15 protein-coding genes are annotated in these 20,246 nt (G+C 63.3%); 4 read left to right on the top strand and 11 right to left on the bottom strand.

From position 1 onward, the window contains the following. Window positions 1–33: 33 nt before the first annotated feature. Window positions 34–246, bottom strand: coding sequence for a 30S ribosomal protein S21 (gene rpsU, locus IB267_RS28250; RefSeq protein WP_034786884.1), 213 nt, complete (start codon window positions 244–246; stop codon window positions 34–36). A 324-nt stretch (window positions 247–570) separates the two neighbouring features. Between rpsU and IB267_RS28245 the strand changes: the two genes are divergently transcribed. Genes IB267_RS28245 through soxG form a run of 4 tightly spaced genes read left to right on the top strand, consistent with a single transcriptional unit; the run spans window position 571 to window position 5,704 of the window. Beyond that, window positions 571–1,824: a sarcosine oxidase subunit beta family protein gene (locus IB267_RS28245; protein WP_192450779.1), complete on the top strand. Its 1,254-nt coding sequence runs from the start codon at window positions 571–573 to the stop codon at window positions 1,822–1,824. Window positions 1,825–1,834: 10 nt separating this feature from the next. Beyond that, window positions 1,835–2,170 (top strand): sarcosine oxidase subunit delta, encoded by a 336-nt coding sequence (locus tag IB267_RS28240; RefSeq protein WP_192450778.1) that lies wholly within the window; start codon window positions 1,835–1,837, stop codon window positions 2,168–2,170. Further along, a complete protein-coding gene (locus IB267_RS28235; RefSeq protein WP_192450777.1) occupies window positions 2,167–5,160 on the top strand; it encodes a sarcosine oxidase subunit alpha in 2,994 nt (997 codons plus the stop codon). The genes IB267_RS28240 and IB267_RS28235 overlap by 4 nt, the downstream gene beginning before the upstream one ends. Further along, window positions 5,153–5,704 carry a sarcosine oxidase subunit gamma family protein gene (gene soxG, locus IB267_RS28230; protein ID WP_043610718.1) on the top strand — a complete coding sequence of 184 codons (552 nt, stop codon included), beginning with the start codon at window positions 5,153–5,155 and terminating at the stop codon, window positions 5,702–5,704. The genes IB267_RS28235 and soxG overlap by 8 nt, the downstream gene beginning before the upstream one ends. Before the next feature lie 65 nt (window positions 5,705–5,769). Here soxG and nudI read toward each other — a convergent pair whose 3' ends face one another. The 10 genes from nudI to IB267_RS28180 all read right to left on the bottom strand — a co-directional run bounded on the left by nudI (window position 5,770) and on the right by IB267_RS28180 (window position 20,083). Further along, window positions 5,770–6,207 carry a nucleoside triphosphatase NudI gene (nudI, locus tag IB267_RS28225; RefSeq protein WP_192450776.1) on the bottom strand — a complete coding sequence of 146 codons (438 nt, stop codon included), beginning with the start codon at window positions 6,205–6,207 and terminating at the stop codon, window positions 5,770–5,772. A gap of 49 nt (window positions 6,208–6,256) precedes the next feature. Further along, complete coding sequence (locus IB267_RS28220) at window positions 6,257–6,796, bottom strand: N-acetyltransferase (protein ID WP_192450775.1); 540 nt, start codon at window positions 6,794–6,796, stop codon at window positions 6,257–6,259. A gap of 23 nt (window positions 6,797–6,819) precedes the next feature. After that, window positions 6,820–7,308 carry a MaoC family dehydratase gene (locus tag IB267_RS28215; protein ID WP_043610712.1) on the bottom strand — a complete coding sequence of 163 codons (489 nt, stop codon included), beginning with the start codon at window positions 7,306–7,308 and terminating at the stop codon, window positions 6,820–6,822. A gap of 73 nt (window positions 7,309–7,381) precedes the next feature. Continuing rightward, on the bottom strand, window positions 7,382–9,346 hold the full coding sequence (gene glgX / locus IB267_RS28210; RefSeq protein WP_192450774.1) for a glycogen debranching protein GlgX: 1,965 nt from the start codon (window positions 9,344–9,346) through the stop codon (window positions 7,382–7,384). Window positions 9,347–9,468: 122 nt separating this feature from the next. Then, window positions 9,469–11,097, bottom strand: coding sequence for an alpha-D-glucose phosphate-specific phosphoglucomutase (locus IB267_RS28205; RefSeq protein ID WP_192450773.1), 1,629 nt, complete (start codon window positions 11,095–11,097; stop codon window positions 9,469–9,471). A gap of 6 nt (window positions 11,098–11,103) precedes the next feature. Beyond that, window positions 11,104–12,546, bottom strand: coding sequence for a glycogen synthase GlgA (gene glgA, locus IB267_RS28200; RefSeq protein ID WP_192450772.1), 1,443 nt, complete (start codon window positions 12,544–12,546; stop codon window positions 11,104–11,106). Between the two features lie 7 nt (window positions 12,547–12,553). Continuing rightward, window positions 12,554–13,816, bottom strand: a complete 1,263-nt coding sequence (gene glgC / locus IB267_RS28195; protein WP_043610706.1) for a glucose-1-phosphate adenylyltransferase — start codon at window positions 13,814–13,816, stop codon at window positions 12,554–12,556. A 115-nt stretch (window positions 13,817–13,931) separates the two neighbouring features. Then, window positions 13,932–16,142 carry a 1,4-alpha-glucan branching protein GlgB gene (gene glgB / locus IB267_RS28190; RefSeq protein ID WP_192450771.1) on the bottom strand — a complete coding sequence of 737 codons (2,211 nt, stop codon included), beginning with the start codon at window positions 16,140–16,142 and terminating at the stop codon, window positions 13,932–13,934. Beyond that, window positions 16,139–18,604, bottom strand: coding sequence for a glycogen/starch/alpha-glucan phosphorylase (locus IB267_RS28185; protein WP_371742652.1), 2,466 nt, complete (start codon window positions 18,602–18,604; stop codon window positions 16,139–16,141). Before IB267_RS28185 ends, glgB begins: the two co-directional genes overlap by 4 nt. A 204-nt stretch (window positions 18,605–18,808) precedes the next feature. After that, window positions 18,809–20,083: a pilus assembly protein TadG-related protein gene (locus IB267_RS28180; protein WP_371742659.1), complete on the bottom strand. Its 1,275-nt coding sequence runs from the start codon at window positions 20,081–20,083 to the stop codon at window positions 18,809–18,811. Between the last annotated feature and the right edge of the window lie 163 nt (window positions 20,084–20,246).

The following is a 20,246-nucleotide window of genomic DNA, read 5'->3' as shown; positions in this document are numbered from 1 at the left end:
ACTTACATCGAATAGCGTCGAAAAAACGACAAATCAGCGAGCCAGGAGGCCTTCGCGCTGTGCACGCTTGCGTGCCAGCTTGCGGACGCGGCGTACGGCTTCAGCCTTTTCGCGAGCGCGCTTCTGGGACGGCTTCTCGTAGTAGTCACGCATCTTCATTTCGCGGAAAATGCCTTCGCGCTGCATCTTCTTCTTAAGAGCGCGGAGCGCCTGATCGACATTGTTATCGCGGACTAGTACCTGCACGTGAATCCCGTTCCTTGGTTCGAGTTATTTTGCAGCTCCGTCAGGTACGGAGGCAAAAGAATGACATTCGCTAAGCTGGAAGCTTTACGATTAGATGAGCGGATATCAGATCGTCAGGCGAAAGTCCAGCGACGACATGAGGAGACGCTGAAAAATCCTGAGATGCAGGGTCGGTGCTGGTTCCCGTCTGTCGCTTAACCGATCCATAGTCATGTCGCAACTGCGCGCAAGTCCACGCAAATGCGTCGCAAAAGAAACGTTGCGCAGGCCCCGGATTTGCGATTTCTAACGCCAACGATAATGAACACCGGGAGTAACGGGCCGATGCGCAAATATTCAGTTTTCGCCGTGGCGCGCGAGGCGCTGCGCGGCCACAAGGGATGGGGCCCGCACTGGGCGTCGCCGGAGCCGCGCAAGGAGTATGACGCCATCATCATCGGCGGCGGCGGCCATGGTCTCGGTGCTGCCTACTATCTTGCCAAGGAGCACGGCATCACCAATGTCGCGGTGCTCGAAAAGGGATGGATCGGCGGCGGCAATACCGGCCGCAACACGACGATCATCCGGTCCAACTATCTCTATGAAGAGAGCATGGACATCTACGAGCATTCGCTGAAGCTCTGGGAAAACCTGTCGCAGGACCTGAACTACAACGTCATGTATTCGCCGCGCGGCGTGATGATGCTGTCGCACAACATCCATGACCAGCAGTCGTTCAGGCGCCATATCCATGCCAACCGCCTCTACGGCATCGACAACGAATGGCTGACGCCGGAACAGGCCAAGGCCTATTGCCCGCCGCTCGATATCGCCAAGACCGCGCGCTACCCGATCAACGGTGCCGCCCTGCAGCGCCGCGGCGGCACGGCCCGCCACGACGCCGTTGCCTGGGGCTATGCCCGCGCGGCCTCCGACCGTGGTGTCCACATCATCCAGAACTGCGAAGTGACCGGCATCCGCCGCGACGAGACCGGCCGGGTCGTCGGCGTCGACACCAGCCGCGGCTACATCGGCGCCAAGAAGGTCGGCATCTCCGCCGCCGGCCACACCTCGGTGCTGATGCAGATGGCGGATGTGCGTGTGCCGCTGCAGAGCCAGCCGCTGCAGGCGCTGGTCTCCGAGCCGCTGAAGCCGATCTTCCCCTGCGTCGTCATGTCGAACTCGGTGCATGCCTATATCTCGCAGTCCGACAAGGGCGAGTTCGTCATCGGCGCCGGCACCGACCAGTACAATTCCTATTCGCAGACCGGCGGTCTGCAGATCATTACCCATACGCTCGATGCGATCTGCGAGCTCTTCCCGATGTTCCGCCGCGTAAAGATGATGCGGCAGTGGGGCGGCATCGTCGACGTCACCCAGGACCGCTCGCCGATCCAGGGTGTGACGCCGGTTCCGGGCCTCTACCTCAACGCTGGCTGGGGTACGGGTGGCTTCAAGGCGACGCCGGGCTCGGCCCACCTCTTCGCCCATCTGATCGCCAAGGGCGAGCCGCATCGTCTCGCCGCCGGGCTGACGCTGGAGCGTTTCCGCACTGGCCGGCTCATCGACGAGGCGGCTGCCGCCGCCGTTGCGCACTGAGGATTTCGAGATGCTTCTGATCTACTGCCCCTATTGCGAGGAAGAGCGTTCCGAGCTCGAATTCCGCGGTGCCGGCGACGCCCATATCGCCCGTCCGGAAAACATCGCCGACATCACCGACGAACAGTTCGAGGAATACTTCTTCCTGCGTCAGAACCCCAAGGGTCTGATCTTCGAGCGCTGGCGTCATATCCATGGCTGCGGCCGCTTCTTCAACGCCGCCCGCGACACGGTCAGCGACCGTTTCTACACCACCTACAAGGCGGGCGAGCCAAAGCCCGACATCGCCGCCATTCTCCAGAGCGAGCAGGACAAGAACGGCCAGGACAAGGGAGCCGCGAAATGATGGGCGCCAACCGCATTCCAGGCGTCGGCCGCCTGACCCCCGCCCGCACCGCGCGCTTCACCTTCGACGGCCGCACGCTGACGGCGCTCGAAGGCGACACGGTTGCCTCGGCGCTACTTGCCAACGGCATTCACCTGGTCGGCCGTTCGTTCAAGTATCACCGCCCGCGCGGCATTCTTTCGGCCGGTGCCGAGGAGCCGAACGCGTTGATGGACGTTTCGCGTGATGCCGCCCGGCGTCAGCCGAACGTGCGCGCCACGGTGCAGGAAGTCTTCGACGGTATGAAGGTGAGTTCGCAGAACCGTTGGCCGTCGCTCGCCTTCGACATCGGCGGCCTCAACGACCTGATGTCGCCGTTCTTCGCCGCCGGCTTCTACTACAAGACCTTCATGTGGCCGAAGGCCGCCTGGCACGCGATCTATGAGCCCTTCATCCGCCGCGCTGCCGGCCTCGGCGTCGCGCCGACGGAAGCGGATCCGGATCACTATGCCAGCCGCTACGCCCATTGCGACGTGCTTGTCATCGGTGCGGGTGTTGCCGGTCTATCCGCAGCACTTGCCGCTGCCAAGGCCGGCGCCAAGGTGATCATCTGCGACGAGCAGCCGGAAGTCGGTGGTGCGCTTCGCTACGAGAGCGGCACGACCATCGACGGCAAGGATGGCTGGGACTGGGCGCAGCAGACCGCCAAGACGCTTGCCGCCATGGACAACGTCACGGTGCTCACCCGCACCACCGGCTTCGGCTACTACAACCACAACTTCGTCGGCCTCGTCGAGCGCGTGACCGATCATCTGGCGGCGCTCGACAAGTCGCTGCCGCGCGAGCGGCTGTGGCAGGTGCGCGCCAAGAAGGTGATCCTCGCCAACGGCCAGATCGAGCGGCACATGGTGTTTGCCAACAACGACCGCCCGGGCATCATGCTCGCTTCGGCCGGGCGCACCTATCTCAACCACTTCGGCGTTGCCGTCGGCTCCAAGGTCGGCGTCTACACCGCCCATGACTCGGCCTATGAGGCGGCTTTCGACCTGAAGCGGGCCGGCGTCTCGGTTCCCGTCATCGTCGACTGCCGCGAAAACCCTGGTGAAGCGGTTCTGGCTGAAGCGCGCAAGCTCGGCATCGAAGTGCTGACCAGCCATTCTGTGATCAAGGCCGGCGGTAAGCTTAGGGTCAATTCGATCAGCGTCGCCCGCAACGGCGGCGGCTCGGCCCGCAAGTTCGCCGTCGACGCGCTTTTGGTCTCGGCCGGTTGGACGCCGTCGGTGCACCTGTTCTCGCAGTCGCGCGGCAAGGTGAAGTTCGATGCGGCGACGCAACGCTTCCTGCCGGGCACCTATCTGCAGGATTGCCTCTCGATCGGTGCCTGCAACGGCACCGACGACCTGCAGGCAACCATCGACGAAGCGCTTGCCGCCGGCGAACTGACCGCGCGTGCGGCCGGTGCCGAAGGCGGAGCGCAGGTGACGCTCTCGGGCGAAAACCGCTACGGTTGGACCGGCGGCATGATCGGTGCCGCTGAAGGTGCGGGGCCGGACACGACCGTCAAGGCGTTCATCGACTTCCAGCACGACGTCTGCGCCAAGGACATCCGTCTGGCGGTGCGCGAAGGCATGCACTCGATCGAGCACATCAAGCGCTTCACCACAAACGGCATGGCGTCCGACCAGGGCAAGCTTTCCAACATGCATGGCCTGGCGATTGCTGCAGAAGCGCTCGGCAAGGACATTCCGCAGGTGGGCCTGACGACCTTCCGCCAGCCCTATACGCCGGTGACCTTCGGCGCGATCGTCAACCATTCGCGCGGCGCTCTCTTCGACCCTGCGCGCAAGACACCCATCCATGCTTGGGAGGAAGCGCATGGCGCCGAGTTCGAGGATGTCGGCAACTGGAAGCGCGCCTGGTTCTACCCGCGCTCCGGCGAAGACATGCATGAGGCGGTGGCGCGCGAGTGCAAGACGGTGCGTGATGTCGCCGGTGTCTTCGATGCCTCGACGCTCGGCAAGATCGAGGTTGTTGGCCCGGATGCGGCGCAGTTCCTCAATCTCATGTACACCAACGCCTGGGACAACCTGAAGCCCGGCCGCTGCCGCTACGGCATCATGCTGCGCGACGACGGCTTCGTCTATGACGACGGCGTTGTCGGCCGCCTGGCCGAGGACCGCTTCCACGTGACGACGACAACCGGCGGTGCGCCGCGCGTCATGAACCACATGGAAGACTATCTGCAGACCGAGTTCCCGCATCTGAAGGTCTGGCTCACCTCGACGACGGAACAATGGGCCGTCATCGCCGTGCAGGGTCCGAAGGCGCGCGAGATAATCGCGCCGCTCGTCGAGGGCATCGACCTCTCCAACGAGGCCTTCCCGCATATGAGCGTCGCCGAAGGCAAGATCTGCGGCGTGCCGACACGGCTCTTCCGCATGTCGTTCACCGGCGAGCTCGGTTTCGAAGTCAACGTGCCGGCTGACTACGGCCAGGCTGTCTGGGAGGCGATCTGGGCGCGGGCAGAGCCGATGGGCGCCTGCGCCTACGGCACGGAAACCATGCACGTGCTGCGCGCCGAGAAGGGCTACATCATCGTCGGCCAGGATACCGACGGTACGCTGACGCCGGACGATGCCGGCCTCTCCTGGGCTGTCTCGAAGAAGAAGCCCGACTTCGTCGGTATCCGCGGCCTGAAACGCCCGGATCTCGTCAAGGACGGCCGCAAGCAGCTCGTCGGTCTTCTCACCAAGGATTCGAAGGTGGTGCTGGAGGAAGGCGCGCAGATCGTCGCCGACCCGAACCAGCCGAAGCCGATGACCATGCTCGGTCACGTGACTTCGTCCTACTGGTCGGCAAACTGCGGTCGCTCGATTGCGCTGGCCATGGTGGCCGGTGGCCGCGCGCGCCTCGGCCAGACGCTCTACGTGCCGATGACCGATCGCACCATTGCCGTCGAAGTGAGCGACATGGTGTTCTTTGACAAGGAAGGGGGCCGCCTCCATGGCTGACCAGGTTACTGCAAGCCGCAAGGCGGCACTCACCGCGCGCGGGGGCTCGGCCGAGGCGATCCTGACGCCTGCACCGGCAGCAACGCGCATTTCGCTGCGCGCCGGCGCCGACGCACTGCCGGCCCTTTCGGCGGCCCTTGGCGTGACGCTGCCGACCCGGCCGAAGACCTCGGCCTCCTCCGGCCAGCGTCATGCGCTGTGGATCGGCCCCGACGAGTGGCTGGTGTTCGACGAGAGCGAAGCCGACCTGATGGCGGCGGCCGCCTCGAGCGGCACGCTGCATTCGGCAGTCGACATTTCGCATCGCAACGTCGCCGTCATCGTCAGCGGTCCGGGCGCGGATGTGGCGATCAACAGCGGCTGCCCGCAGGATCTGTCCCTGGCGATCTTCCCGGTTGGCGGCTGCTCGCGCACTATCCTCGGTAAGGCCGAGATCATCCTCTTCCGCACGGCCGAGGATCAGTTCCGGGTCGAGTGCTGGCGGTCGTTCTCGCCCTTCGTCTTCGGGCTGCTGTCCGAGGGTGCGGCCGACGCCGGGCATTGAGATAAAAAGGCCGGGAAGCGCTCACGCGTTTCCCGGCCTTCAAGTCTGTCGGCAACCGTTGGCGCTTACCGCGTAGCCGGCAGGATGCCTTTTTCCTGGAATGTGCGCTTCGTCGCTTCGTTGAGGTCGTAATCCTGGAGCTGCTCGGGCGCGACCCAGGCATGTTCGACGAATTCGTCGTTGAGGCTGACCTCGCGATTTTCGGCCTCGCAGTCAAAGATCAGATAGATCATATGCAGCTCTTCGGTTGAGCCGTCGGCATACGACTTTGTCCGGATGTCGTCCCGGAAGGTCCAGGGCTTGATGGTCCCGATCTCCAGGCGGTTTCCAAGTTCTTCGCGGATTTCACGGCGCAAGCCCTCATCGAGACGTTCGCCCGGCTCGAGGCCGCCACCCGAAAGCGCCCATTGCCCGGGAAACACGCCGCGATCCGGCGGCATCTTGCAGAGCAAGTAGGCGCCCCTGTTCTGAACGAGCGGGCAGACGATGATACGCTGGCGCAATGACTTCTCCATTTACTGATTTTGCGACCACGACAGCCGCCTGGCCTTTTTACGCGAAGCGCAAGTACCAGAAGAGCGCAATCTCGTGCGTTCCCGGCGTCAATGCCGAATAGAGATGGCGGTCGTAGCCAGCAAGTTCGAAGCCGTAGCGCTCGTAGAAGCGGCAGGCGGCGACATTGTTCGACTGGGTCTCGAGCCTGATCCCCGGCAGGCCCCGTTCCCGCGCCCATAACACCGCCCGGTCCATGAGGGCCCGCGCGACGCCGGCTCGGCGCGCATCGCGGTCGATGGCGATATCGTCGACTTCGGTAAAGCCGTTCCAGGCCTTCGAGAGCGCGGCGTAACCGGCGAGCCGGCCGTCGAGACGTGCTGCGAAGAGAGCGGCATCCGGCCCGGCCGCCGCCTCCACAAGCTCGTCCGGGTCGGATTCGTAAGCCTTGATGTAGCGCTCGACCGGGGCGATGTCGCGAAGACCGGGGCCGGTGAAGGGCGGCAGCGCCTCGGACCTGATCTCGAAGGAGAAGTCGCAGCCGGCAAAGTCGCTGACGAAACGTCCGTCGGCCGGCGCGACGTTGACTGCTGCTGTCATGGGATCTGCCTGCTCAAACCGCCTCAGGCATCGGCGGGTCGATCCTTAGGATCGAACTGGATGATGGTCTGCCAGGTTGCCGTCAGCGCCGGCTTGCGCTCGCCTTCGATCTCGACGCTGACGTCATAGGTGATCATCAGCATGCTGGCGCCGCGAAAGCGCGCGTCGGCCATGGTGAAGTGGCCGCGCACTTTGGCGCCGCTCTTCACCGGCGCGACGAAGCGCACCTTCTCGAAGCCGTAGTTGATGCCCATCGTCTGTTCGCGGATTTTCGGCAGGCAATTGTAGTTCATCGCCGAAAGCAGCGAGAGCGACAGGAAGCCATGCGCGATCGTGCCGCCGAAGGGCGTTTCGGCAGCGGCCCGCACCGGGTCGACGTGAATATACTGATAGTCGCTGGTTGCTTCGGCGAATTTGTCGATCGTTTCCTGGGTGACCGTGATCCAGTCGGAAACGCCGACTTCCTTGCCGACCAGTACCTTGATCTCAGAAAGTGATATGTCCTGCAGCATGTGAACGCCTCGAAACAAGCCCTCCAAGCGATCTATAGGCTCGCCCGTTGCAACCTGCAAGTGGTGGAAAAGCTTAGAAAACTTCGACGAGGAAGGTGACGGAGCGCGGCGCTACGTGATCGGCGGGGGCTGACGCTGCGAGCGCGTCCTGCCATTTCCCATTGACGCTGTCGGGCAGGCGGAGGGGATGCGGCGCATGGCTGCGATTGATGACGACGGCCAGCCGCGTTGCCCGCTTCTGGGTTCGGTCGCGGGTGGCCAGCACCATCATCAGATTGTCCGTTGCCGGATGCTCCCAGTCGCCAACCGTCATCGGGTGACCGTCGAGACGGCACCACTCGACGTCGCCGCTTCCGGTCAGGAACGTAGTCTCGTCGAAAACGTCGAAGCGAGAGCGCATGGCTGAGAGGGCTGCGGTGTGGGCAACGATCTCGTCGTCCATCGCCGTCCAGTCGAGCCAGGTGATGGCGTTGTCCTGGCAATAGGCGTTGTTGTTGCCGTGCTGGCTGCGCCCGGCTTCGTCGCCGGCGGTCAGCATGATCGTGCCGCGGGTGGCAAAGAGCGTGCCGGCGAGCGCCATCACGTCATGGCGGCGAGCCGCCTTGATTTCCGGATCCGCGGTCGGTCCTTCGGCGCCGTTGTTCCAAGAGTGGTTCTCGTTGTGGCCGTCGCGGTTTTCCTCACCGTTCGCCTCGTTGTGCTTGCCGGCATAGGAGACGAGATCGGCCAGCGTGAAGCCGTCATGGGCGGCGATGAAGTTGACCGTGCGGGTTCCTGCCTCGCCCCAACGGGAAAAACTGTTCGACGAGCCGGCAAGCGCTGTCGCCAGCGCGCCGATCGAATGGCGGTCGCCGCGCCAGTAGATGCGGATATCGTCGCGGGCGCGGTCGTTCCACTCAAGGAATGGGGCGGGGAAGTTGCCGAGCTGGTAGCCGCCCGGGCCGATATCCCAGGGCTCGGCGATCATCACCCGGTCGGCAAGCAGCGGATCGGCCGCGATCGCCTGGAAGAGCGGAGCATCGCGGTGGAAGCCCCCCATGTCGCGGCCGAGGATCGAGGCGAGGTCGAAACGGAAGCCGTCGACGCCGGCGGCGCGGACGAAATGGCGCAGACTGTCGAGGATCAGCGCCTCGACCACAGGGTTGTCGCAGGCGATCGTGTTGCCGCAGCCGGTGTCGTTGATCAGCTCGCCCGGCCCGTCGGTTACATGGCGGTAATAGGTGAGGTTGTCGAGGCCGCGCATCGACAAGGTCGTGCCGAAGCGGTCGCTCTCGCCGGAGTGGTTGAAGACGAGATCGAGGATGACGCCGATGCCCTCCTTGCGCAGCGCTTCGACGGTCTTGCGCAATTCCTTGAGGCCGCCCGGCACGAGGCGCGGATCGAGCGCCATCGGGGCGATCGGATTGTAGCCCCAGCCGTTCTTCAGCCCGAGCGGCGGCAGATGGCGTTCGTCGATCCAGGCAACGATCGGCATCAGTTCGACCGTCGAAACGCCGAGGCGCTTCAAGTGCGCGATGATGGCAGGCTCGGCAAGCGCCGCCACCGTGCCACGCTTGGCTTCGGGCACGTCGGGATGGAGGAAGGTGAAAGGCTTGACGGCGATTTCGTAGACGAGGCCGCCGGCCTTGAAGAGCGGCGCCTTCACCTTGGCGGCCTTCACCTCGGTGACGATCGCTTTCGGTACGAGGTCGGCGGTGTCTTCGCCAAAGATCGTCAGGCGTGGATCGTGGCGGAACGGGCGGTCGAGCTCCAGGGCGTAGGGATCGACGAGAAGCTTGGACGGATCGAACCAGAGACCGTGATCGGGCGAATAGACGCCATCGGCCCGGAAGCCGTAGCGCGTTCCCTTCGGCGCGTCGGCAACCGTCAGGCTGTGAATGTCGCCGTTCCGTGTCATCGGCAGCTGGCGCAGTTGTTTGGCACCTGATTTGTCGAAGAGGCAGAGGTCGATACGGGCGGCGTTGCGCGACCAGACCGAAAACACCGTGCCGTCGGGGGTGACGGTGGCACCGAGGGGTGGGTTTCCGATCGTCGGCATGAAAGCTTCCCTCTTCCTGGTATCGAACTCATATCCCGTCTGCCCCCTCCGCCAGGCGAGGCAGTGAGGGTAGGCGGCAACAGAAAAGGGCCGCCCGAAGGCGGCCCCGATCGTCTGGTTTCTCAGGTAATGACGCTCGGCTCGGTGCGGCCGGTGCGGGTCTTGATGCTGGCGATCTCTTCCGCAACGGCGATGAGATCGGCAAGCGCCGTCTGCGTCTCGATATCGTGACGCGAAGCGTCCGGCTCGAAGCGCTCGATATAGACGCGCAGCGTTGCGCCCGATGTGCCGGTGCCCGAGAGGCGGAAGACGACGCGGGAGCCGCCTTCGAACAGGATACGGATACCCTGGTTCTTGCTGACGGAATGGTCGACCGGATCGTTGTAGGCAAAGTCGTCCGCGGTCGCGACCTTGAGCGCGCCGAAGGACTTGCCGGGCAGCGTGGCAAGCTGGTCGCGCAGGTTGGCGATCAGGCCATTGGCGGCATCGCTGTCGACCTCTTCGTAGTCGTGGCGCGAATAGTAGTTGCGGCCGTAGGTCGCCCAGTGGCTCTTGACGATGTCGAGCGCACTTTCCTTGCGGGCGGCGAGAACGTTGAGCCACAGCAGGACCGCCCAGAGGCCGTCCTTTTCGCGCACGTGGTTGGAGCCGGTGCCGGCGCTTTCCTCGCCGCAGATCGTCGCCATGCCCTCGTCGAGCAGGTTGCCGAAGAACTTCCAGCCGGTCGGCGTTTCGTAGAGGCCGATGCCGAGCTTCTCGGCCACGCGGTCGGCCGCACCACTGGTCGGCATCGAGCGGGCGATGCCGGCAATGCCCTTGGCATAGCCGGGCGCCAGATGCGCGTTGGCGGCAAGCATGGCCAGACTGTCGGAGGGCGTGATGAAGATGCCGCGGCCGATGACGAGGTTGCGGTCGCCGTCGCCGTCGGAGGCGGCGCCGAAATCCGGTGCATCCGGTCCCATCATTGTCTCGTAGAGCGCGCGGGCGTGCACGAGGTTCGGATCCGGATGGTGGCCGCCGAAATCGGGCAGCGGAATGAAGTTCATCACCGAGCCCTTGGGCGCGCCAAGACGCTTCTCGATGATCTCCTTGGCGTAAGGCCCGGTGACGGCGCTCATGGCGTCGAAGACGACGCGGAAGCCGCCGCCGATCATTTTGCGGATGGCGTCGAAGTCGAACAGGCTTTCCATCAGTTCGGCATAGTCGGCGACCGGGTCGATGACCGTCACGGTCATGCCGTCAAGCGCCTGCGTGCCTTCGGCATCGAGGTTGATGTCGGCAACGTCGGAGATCTTGTAGCTGTCGATCACCTTGCTGCGGGCAAAGATCGCATCGGTGACCTTTTCCGGTGCCGGGCCGCCATTGCCGATGTTGTACTTGATACCGAAGTCTTCGGTCGGGCCGCCGGGATTGTGGCTGGCCGACAGCACGATGCCGCCAAAGGCCTTGTACTTGCGGATGACGTTGGAGGCAGCCGGCGTCGACAGGATGCCGCCGCGGCCGACGAGCACGCGGCCGAAGCCGTTGGCCGCCGCCATCTTAATGGCGATCTGGATGACTTCGCGGTTGTAGAAGCGGCCGTCGCCGCCGATGACAAGGGTTTCGCCCTGAAAGCCTTCGAGCGCGTCGAAGATCGACTGGATGAAGTTCTCGGCATAGTTCTTCTGCTGGAAGACCGGGACCTTCTTGCGCAGCCCTGACGTGCCAGGCTTCTGGTCGCCGTAGGGGGTTGTGGTAACCGTTCTTATCATGCTGACTTAACCTTTCCCGAGAAGTCCGGAATAAAGAGAGACGTAACGCTCGGCACTTGTGGCCCAGGAAACGTCCGATTTCATGCCCTGCGTCTGAATTTTCGACCAGACTTTGGGCTCGCTGTATGCACGCAGCACCCGCCGGATCGCAAGCCGCAACCCATCGGCATTGACAGGCGCGAACTGGAAGCCGGTGGCGACCTTGGCCGCAAGCCCGGCTTCGTTGGCGTCGATGATGGTATCGGCGAGGCCGCCGGTGCGGGCGACGACCGGCACGCAGCCGTAGCGCAGGCCGTAGAGCTGGGTAAGACCGCAGGGCTCGAAGCGCGACGGAATGAGGATCGCGTCGGAGCCCGCCTGCATCAGATGCGACAGCGGCTCGTTGTAGCCGGTGACCATGCCGATATGGCCGCGATGGCGGGAGGCGGCGGCGAGCAGCGCGCCTTCGAGCGCCGCATCACCGGAGCCGAGCACCACGAGTTTGCCGCCCATGGCGACGAGCTCGTCGGCGATCTCGGCGACCAGATCCATGCCCTTCTGCCAGGTGAGCCGGCTGACGACGCAGAAGATCGGGCCGTTGCCTTTTTCAAGGCCGAAGCGTTCCTCGAGCGCACGCCGGTTGGCGGCGCGCTGCTTCAGGCTCGTTGCGCTGAAGTGCTGGGCGATGTGCGGGTCGGTCTGCGGATCCCAGATATCGGCGTCGATGCCGTTGACGATGCCGGAGAGGTCGGCGACGCGGCTCTTCAACAGACCTTCGAGACCCATGCCGAATTCGGGCGTCAGGATCTCCTGCGCATAGGAGGGGCTGACGGTGGTGATGGCGTCGGCGGTCTGCAGGCCGCCCTTCAGGAAGCCCACATCGCCGTAATATTCGACGAACTGCATCGAGAAGGCTTCAGGGGGAAGGGCAAGCTCCGGGAAGACCGAGGCGCCAAACTGGCCCTGGAAGGCGATGTTGTGGATGGTCATCACAGTCGGCGTTGCGGCTGCCGGGCCGAAATGCATGTAGACCGGCGTCAGCGCGGTCTGCCAGTCATGGGCGTGAACGATATCGGGTTTAAAGCCCGCGACGACATCGCCGCCGGCAATCTCGGCCGCCGCAAGCGAGAGTGCGGCAAAGCGGCGGAAATTGTCGACATAGTCGAGGCCGGTCGCATCGACGTAAGGACCGCCGTCGCGGGCGTAGAGTTCCGGCTGGTCGAGGACCAGCAGGTCGAGCCCGTCGATTTCAGCGGCGAGAACTGCCGCCGGATTGCCGAACAGGTTCTCGAAACTGCCAACCTTCTTTTTCTTCTTCAGCTTCTGCAGCACGGCCGGATAGCCGGGCACCAGGGTGCGGGTCTTGACGCCGTGCGGCAAAAGCGCTGCCGGAAGCGCGCCGACGACATCGGCGAGCCCCCCGGTCTTGATCAGCGGATAGACTTCGGACGCAACGGACAGGACGTTCATGAAGTGCCTACATTCCCAATTTGTCGATCATCGTTTGCGTGATCAGGCAGACGCCGTTTTCCGAACGCCGGAAACGCTTGGCATCGAGCACCGGATCGTCCCCGACGACGAGGCCTTCCGGGATCACGACACGGCTGTCGATGACCACGTTGCGCAGCGTCGCATGGCGACCGATCTTCACATCGGGAAGAACTACGGCATTCTCCAGACGGGAATATGAATTTACCCGCACACCTGTGAACAACAGGCTGCGGTTGAGAGCTGCGCCTGAGATGATGCAGTCGCCGGAGATGAGCGACGATGTCGCCGAGCCGCGGCGGTTCTCGTCGTCATGCACGAATTTGGCCGGCGGCTTGATCTCGGCGAAGGTCCAGATCGGCCAGGTGCTGTCGTAGATGTCCAGTTCCGGCGTCACATGGGTAAGATCGATATTGGCCTGCCAGTAGGCGTCGATCGTGCCGACGTCGCGCCAGTAGGCCTCGCGCTCGAAATCGGAGCGCACGCAGGACTGGGCAAAGCGGTGTGCGACGGCTTTGCCGTTGTCGACGATATAGGGAATGATGTCCTTGCCGAAGTCGCGGCTCGATTTCGGATCGGCGGCGTCGCGGCGCAGAAGATCCATCAGGAACTTCGTGTGGAAGACATAGATGCCCATCGAGGCAAGCGCCATTTCCGGATTGCCGGGGATGCCGGGCGGATCGGCAGGCTTCTCGACGAAGGCGATAATGCGGTCCTTCTCGTCGACATGCATGACGCCGAAGCCGGTCGCTTCCATGCGCGGCACTTCGAGGCAGCCGATGGTGACGTCGGCGCCGGAATCGACGTGCTGCTGCAGCATCAGTTCGTAGTCCATCTTGTAGATGTGATCGCCGGCAAGGATCACCATGTATTCGACGCCATGGTCCTCGATGATGTCGATGTTCTGGTAGACCGCGTCAGCCGTGCCTTCGTACCATTGCGTTTCGGAAACGCGCTGGCTGGCGGGCAGAATGTCGAAGCTTTCGTTTCGTTCAGGGCGGAAGAAGTTCCAGCCGCGCTGCAGGTGGCGGATCAGCGAATGCGCCTTGTACTGGGTGGCGACGCCGATGCGGCGGATACCGGAGTTCAGCGCATTCGACAGCGCGAAGTCGATGATACGGGCCTTGCCGCCGAAATAGACCGCCGGCTTCGCCCGTCGGTCGGTCAGTTCCTTCAGGCGACTGCCGCGACCGCCGGCGAGAACATAGGCCATGGCATCACGTGCCAGAGGTTGCGTACGCTTTTCCACCATTTGTCCTCCCCATTCATTGACCTCAAGGGGTCGTCACGGCGTCCTTCTGCGACGCCTTGCGGCCCTCGATTTTTGCAGTCTCCCGCCCGCTCCTTCGGCTAGCGGATCGGATAAACTACTCCTGTTCCAGCATCAGTGTCGCCAGCGGCGGCAAGGTGATGTTGGCCATGATCGCTCCCGTGCTGTTCTTCTCGGCAAAAACGGCGCCGCCGTTGCCCTTGCCGCTTCCTCCATAGATTTCCGCGTCGGAGTTCAGGATCTCCTTCCAACGACCCTTGACCGGCAGCGGGATGGCGTAGCTTTCCCGGTAAACGGGGGTGAAATTGGTGATGACGGCAACGAGCTTTTCGCCGGGCGCCTTGCGCAGCCAGGCAAAGATGGAGTTGTCGCGGTCGTCGGCCAGCAGCCACTCGAAGCCTTCGCCCTCGCAGTCACGCGCATGAAGGGCGGGCTTGGCCCGATAGGTGCCGTTGAGGTCACGCACCAGCCGCCGCATGCCCTCGTGCAGGTGGTATTCGAGCAGGTTCCAGTCGAGCGCGCGGTCTTCGGACCATTCGCGCCACTGCGCGAACTCCTGACCCATGAACAAGAGCTTCTTGCCGGGATAGCCCCACATGAAGGCGTAGTAGGCCCGGAGATTGGCGAACTTCTGCCAGTCGTCGCCGGCCATCTTGGCGATCAGCGAGCCCTTGCCGTGCACGACCTCGTCATGGGACAGCGGCAGCACGAAGTTCTCGTTGAAGGCATAGAGCAGGCCGAAGGTCAGGTCGTTGTGGTGGAACTTGCGGTGCACCGGCTCGCGCGACAGATATTGCAGCGTGTCGTGCATGAAGCCCATGTTCCACTTGAAGCCGAACCCGAGACCCCCCGCATGGACCGGATGGGAGACCTTCGGCCAGGAGGTCGATTCCTCGGCGATCGTCAGGATACCCTTGTGAGAGCCGTATATTTCCGTGTTCAGCGTCTGCAGGAAACGGACGGCCTCGAGGTTCTCGTTGCCGCCATATTCGTTCGGCACCCACTCGCCGTGCTTGCGCGAGTAGTCGAGGTATAGCATCGAGGCGACCGCATCGACGCGCAGGCCGTCGACATGGAATTTTTCCGCCCAGTAGAGCGCATTGTTGACGAGGAACGACAGCACTTCCTGGCGGCCGAAATTGTAGATCGCCGTGTTCCAGTCGGGGTGGAAGCCTTGGCGCGGATCCTCGTGTTCGTAGAGTGCGGTGCCGTCGAACCAGCGCAGGCCGTGCTCGTCGGTCGGGAAATGTGCGGGCACCCAGTCGAGGATGACACCAAGGCCGACCTTGTGGCAGCCGTTGACGAAACGGGCAAAACCTTCGGGCTCGCCGAAGCGGGCGGTCGGCGCATAGAGGCCGGTCGTCTGGTAGCCCCAGGACGGGTCGAAGGGGAACTCCGAGATCGGCAGGAACTCGATATGGGTGAAGCCCATATCGACGCAGTAGGGGATCAGCCGGTCGGCAAGTTCGTCCCAGGAGAGCATGTCGCCATTGTCGCGGCGTTGCCAGGAGCCGGCATGGACCTCGTAGATCGAGATCGGCTGGCGCCTCGCGTCGGCAGACGCCCAATGCTTGCGGTGCGCCTCGTCGTCCCACACCTGCGCGATTTCCGGCGTGGTGACGGAGGCGGTGTTGGGGCGGAGCTCGGAGCGCCGGGCAAAGGGATCGGCCTTCAGCGGCAGCAACGTGCCGTTGCGGTCGAGGATCTCGTATTTATAGGCAAGGCCACCTTCAACGCCGGGAATGAAGATCTCCCAGATGCCGGTATCGGCGCGCAGCCGCATGACGTGCCGCCGGCCGTCCCAGTCGTTGAATTGGCCGACCACCGAAACGCGCTTGGCGTTCGGCGCCCAGACGGCGAAATGATAGCCTTGCGCGCCGTCATGCTCGATCGCGTGTGCGCCCATCTTGTCGAACAGCCGAAGATGCGAGCCCTCGCGAATGTAGTAATCGTCCATCGGCCCGAGCACCGGCCCGAAGCTATAGGGATCGATCACCACCCATTCGCCGCCCTCGTTGCGGGCGCGGTAGCGCACCGGCTGAGGCTTCTTGAGGGCGATCGGCCCCTCGAAGAAACCGGCATCGTCGCGCCGTTCGAGCGCGCCCAGTTCCTTGCCGGCGAGCGTTTCTACGGTCACCGTCTCGGCATCGGGGATGAAGCAGCGGGCAAGGATGGCCTTGCCGGCGGGGTGCACGCCGAGAACCGCGAAGGGATCCTCGTGCGTGCCCGAGAGGATGGCCGCGACATCCGGCGCTGACAGCAGACCTGAAGCTGCGGGTTCCGGGTCCTTGCCGGCCGAAGACGTCATCCGGCTCTCCAGATTTCCCCGGCATATTGCCGGATAGTGCGGTCGGACGAGAACCAGCCCATCCGTGCCGTGTTGCGGATTGCCTGTGCTTGCCAGTCGGACGGCGTCGTCCAGAGCTGGTCGAGCTCGCGCTGTGCCTTGGCGTAGGCTTCGAAATCGGCAGCGACCATGAACCAGTCGTGATTGTAGATGCCGTCGACGAGGCCGGCGAAGCGATTGCGGTCGTCGGGCGAGAATACGCCGGAGGCAATCGCCTGCAGCGCCTGCGACAGCTCGCGCGAGCCTTCGATGATGGCACGAGGATTGTGGCCTTCGGCTCGCGCGCGCGCCACCTCTTCGGCGGTCATGCCGAAGATCTTGATGTTTTCCTCGCCGATCCAGTCGCGCATCTCGACATTGGCGCCGTCGAGCGTGCCGATCGTCAAGGCGCCGTTCAGCGCGAACTTCATGTTGCCGGTGCCCGATGCTTCCATGCCGGCCGTCGAGATCTGCTCGGAAAGATCGGCAGCGGGGACCATGATCTCGGCAAGCGAGACGTTGTAGTTCGGCACGAAGACGATCTTCAGGAGGCCGCGCACCGCCGGGTCGTTGTTGACGACACGAGCGACATCGTTGGCGAGTTTGATAATCAGCTTGGCATTGTGATAGCTCGGCGCCGCCTTGCCGGCGAAAAGCTTGACGCGCGGGACCCAGTCGAGCTCCGGATGGGAGCGGATCTGGTCGTAGAGCGCCACGGCCTCGATGATGTTCAAGAGCTGGCGCTTGTATTCATGGATGCGCTTGATCTGGATGTCGAACATCGCCGACGGGTCGAGCCGGATCCCGAGACGGCTCTGCACGAGCTGGGCGAGGCGAACCTTGTTGGCGCGCTTGACCGCGGCGAAATGCTCCTGGAAATCCGCCTTGTCGGCGAAGGCGTCGAGCGCCTGCAGCGCCTCGGTATTGTCCATGAACTCGTCGCCGATCGCCTCGCGGATCAGTCCGAAGAGACCGGGATTGCACTGCATCAGCCAGCGGCGCGGGGTAATGCCGTTGGTCTTGTTGTTGATGCGGTCCGGGTAGAGCTTGTGCAGGTCGGCAAAGACCGTTTCCTTCATCAACTCGGTGTGCAGCGCCGAAACGCCGTTGATCGAGTGCGAGCCGACGAAGGCGAGGTTGCCCATGCGCACCCGCCGTTCGCCGCTTTCGTCGATCAGCGAGATGTTGCGGATCTCGTCGTCCGTCGCGCCCTTCTGGCGGCGGGCCTCGATCAGGATCTTGGCGTTGATCGCATAGACGATCTGCATGTGGCGCGGCAAAAGCCGCTCGATCAGCGGCACCGGCCAGCTTTCGAGCGCTTCGGGCAGAAGCGTGTGGTTGGTGTAGGAGATCGTGCGGCGGGTGATGTCCCAGGCCTGCTCGAAATCGAGGCCATGCAGGTCGGTCAACAGCCGCACCAGTTCGGCAATCGAGATCGCCGGATGGGTATCGTTGAGCTGAATGGCGACGGCATCCGGCAGCGAGCTGAAATCCGGATATTGCTGCAGGTGACGGCGTAGGATGTCCTGCAGCGAGGCCGAGGAGAAGAAGTATTCCTGGCGCAGCCGCAGTTCCTGGCCGGCCGGTGTAGCGTCGGCCGGATAGAGAACGCGGGTCAGGCTTTCCGCCTTGTTGCTTTCGCGCAGCGCCCCGATGTGGTCGCCGGCGTTGAAGGCGGCCAGCAGGATCGGGTCAATCGGCTGCGCGGTCCAGAGACGAAGCGTGTTGACGCGTTTTGCCCGCCAGCCGACGGCGGGCGTGTCGAAGGCGGTGGCGATGACGCGCTCGGCCGGTTTCCACACGAAACGCTGGATTTCCTCGTCGACATTGGCGGTTTCGACGACGCCGCCGAAGCCGATTTCGTAGGAGCTTTCGCGGCGTTCGAATTCCCAGGGGTTGCCGTGGGCAAGCCAGGTTTCGGGTAGTTCCACCTGCCAGCCATCGGCCATCTGCTGGCGGAAGAGGCCATGCATGTAGCGGATACCGTAGCCATAGGCGGGTACGTCGACGGTCGCCATCGATTCCATGAAGCAGGCGGCCAGTCGTCCGAGACCGCCGTTGCCAAGCGCTGCGTCCGGCTCGAGCTGGGCGACGACGTCGATATCGACACCGAGGGAGGCGAGTGCATCGCGCATCTCGTCCATCAGGCCGATATTGGTCATGGCGTCGCGCATCAGCCGGCCGATGAGAAACTCAAGCGAGAGGTAGTAGACGCGCTTTGCACCGGTTGAATAGGTCTTGCGGGTGGAGTCCATCCACTTGTCGGTGATCCGGTCGCGCGCAACCAGGATTGCCGCGGTCAGCCAGTCATGAGGCTTGGCGACCTTCGGGTCCTTGCCGATGCGGTACTTCAGACGTTCGAGGATTTCGACGGCGAGCTGGCTAGGTTCAGACGACCTTGGGGCGGGCTGCGGCACGTCGTTGGTGGAGAGCCTGTTCATCATGAAACTGTCTTTACCCTTTTGCGTTGGGAGATCGCAGGCCGGACCCGACCGGGGATAAAGGCAATTTATGCATCGATCCGAAGCGCTTGCAACAGATGTTTTTAAATGGATTAGACTTGCCTCAGACGGTGGAGAACGTGTCCCGCCGAAACGCAAAATGCCGCCCGGTGGGGCCGGGCGGCATCATCAGCGATGTGGTCTGTCTTACCTTGTCAGGCGTGCCATCTTGCCCGAGGTGGTGGCGCCGATTTCGCCGAAAACCTTGACCAGAGCTGCGGCATCTTCCGGCGACTTGTAGTCGGCTGTGCTGCTGGCGCATCGGCTGAGCACCGATTTTCCCTGGATCGGCGCCATGAAGGCGATGGTGAAGACGCGAATGCCGGCGTCCTTGGCATCCTGGCACGCCTTGAGCGTTGCCGTGTCGGATTTGGAATCCTGGGCTTTGTATTTGTCGAGTTCCGGTTCCGGCTTTGGCGCCGCCGGGATGGTCAACGCCTTTCCTTCGAAATGTGTGTTCGCCCCATCGGTCATGAAGACGATGTACTTTTTCGGCGTCAGGCCGTTGGATGCCGTGTGCGCGTCGTTTTCGCCCTTGAGCTTCAGATCCGTGACGGCCTTGGCGAAGGCGCCGCTCGAATCCGTGCCGCCGTTCGCCTCCAGGTTCTTGACGTAGGTACTGGCCTTCGTCGTGCCCCAGGCCAGTTTCTCTTCCGGGAAGATGGAGCTGCTATAGGAAACAGCGCCGACACGGACATACTTGTTGTCGGGGTCCATCTCGGTGAGTGGCTTCAGCAGCGTCTCAACCGCGGATTTCAAGGTCGTGATCTTGTCGATCATGCAAGGGCTGGTCTCAGAGATGCTCTTGCCCCAGTTCTCCGCCGTCCAGTTCTTGCACTTGGTGCGCTTCTCGTCCTTCACATTCGTCACGAAGGCCATCGAGCCCGAGCGGTCGAGCACGAGATACATCGACATGGCGTTCTTGGTTTCCGTCGCGCTCTCGGCAACGGCTACCGTTTCCAGATTGACGGACTTCTGTCCGAGCAACCGCGTCATGGGGTTGAGCTGAATGGTCTGCTTGTTGACGATCGTGACCTTGAAGGCCTTGTCGCTCTTGCCGACCGGCGTGGTAACGATGTCGACCGTCGGCTGAACCTGGGTCTCCGTCGGATCGGTCACGCCGCCCGCCGAGGCTGTACCCATGCCCGGGTCGTTGCCGCCAGGCACATCCGTCGAACTTGCGGTCGACTGCGCCTTCAGGAAGTTCAAGGCGATTTCCTTGGCCTTCTCGGGCGTCAGTCCATCCTTGCTGGCAACCAATGCCGACGCAGCCGCAAGAGCCGCCGCATCGGCCGCATCCTGCATCTGGTTCTTCGTCGTCATCATGGTGGCCAGATCGACGGCGACGCCGCCGGCTGCCAAGACCAATGGCGCCGCGAGTGCAGCCATCACACCAAAATTGCCACCCCGGTCCTTGAGCATGGCTACGAAGGACCGGCCTACCGTGTATCGTCTTCCCATCTTTGCACACCCCAAAGGAACACGTTGCAAGCTTGGGGGCATCAATAGCGGCGATGGCTTACGATATCGTTCCGGTAATGCGTGCAATTTTAATGGATCGCCGGAAAACCAGTTGTTGTAAGGG

This window comes from Ensifer sp. ENS09 (assembly GCF_014852425.1).
Taxonomy (GTDB): domain Bacteria; phylum Pseudomonadota; class Alphaproteobacteria; order Rhizobiales; family Rhizobiaceae; genus Ensifer.
The sequence above is the reverse complement of the archived record's forward strand: the minus strand, read 5'-3'. Positions and strand labels throughout refer to the sequence as shown.

What these genes read in the sequence shown, in the direction of transcription:
- glgX (WP_192450774.1), bottom strand. Translation starts at nt 9,346, where the DNA reads ATGCCGACGATCGGAAACCCACCCCTCGGTGCCACCGTCACCCCCGAC.
- IB267_RS28205 (WP_192450773.1), bottom strand. Translation starts at nt 11,097, where the DNA reads ATGATAAGAACGGTTACCACAACCCCCTACGGCGACCAGAAGCCTGGC.
- IB267_RS28185 (WP_371742652.1), bottom strand. Translation starts at nt 18,604, where the DNA reads ATGATGAACAGGCTCTCCACCAACGACGTGCCGCAGCCCGCCCCAAGG.
- IB267_RS28180 (WP_371742659.1), bottom strand. Translation starts at nt 20,083, where the DNA reads ATGCTCAAGGACCGGGGTGGCAATTTTGGTGTGATGGCTGCACTCGCG.
- glgC (WP_043610706.1), bottom strand. Translation starts at nt 13,816, where the DNA reads ATGGTGGAAAAGCGTACGCAACCTCTGGCACGTGATGCCATGGCCTAT.
- glgB (WP_192450771.1), bottom strand. Translation starts at nt 16,142, where the DNA reads ATGACGTCTTCGGCCGGCAAGGACCCGGAACCCGCAGCTTCAGGTCTG.
- glgA (WP_192450772.1), bottom strand. Translation starts at nt 12,546, where the DNA reads ATGAACGTCCTGTCCGTTGCGTCCGAAGTCTATCCGCTGATCAAGACC.
- IB267_RS28215 (WP_043610712.1), bottom strand. Translation starts at nt 7,308, where the DNA reads ATGCTGCAGGACATATCACTTTCTGAGATCAAGGTACTGGTCGGCAAG.
- IB267_RS28245 (WP_192450779.1), top strand. Translation starts at nt 571, where the DNA reads ATGCGCAAATATTCAGTTTTCGCCGTGGCGCGCGAGGCGCTGCGCGGC.
- IB267_RS28240 (WP_192450778.1), top strand. Translation starts at nt 1,835, where the DNA reads ATGCTTCTGATCTACTGCCCCTATTGCGAGGAAGAGCGTTCCGAGCTC.
- soxG (WP_043610718.1), top strand. Translation starts at nt 5,153, where the DNA reads ATGGCTGACCAGGTTACTGCAAGCCGCAAGGCGGCACTCACCGCGCGC.
- IB267_RS28220 (WP_192450775.1), bottom strand. Translation starts at nt 6,796, where the DNA reads ATGACAGCAGCAGTCAACGTCGCGCCGGCCGACGGACGTTTCGTCAGC.
- IB267_RS28235 (WP_192450777.1), top strand. Translation starts at nt 2,167, where the DNA reads ATGATGGGCGCCAACCGCATTCCAGGCGTCGGCCGCCTGACCCCCGCC.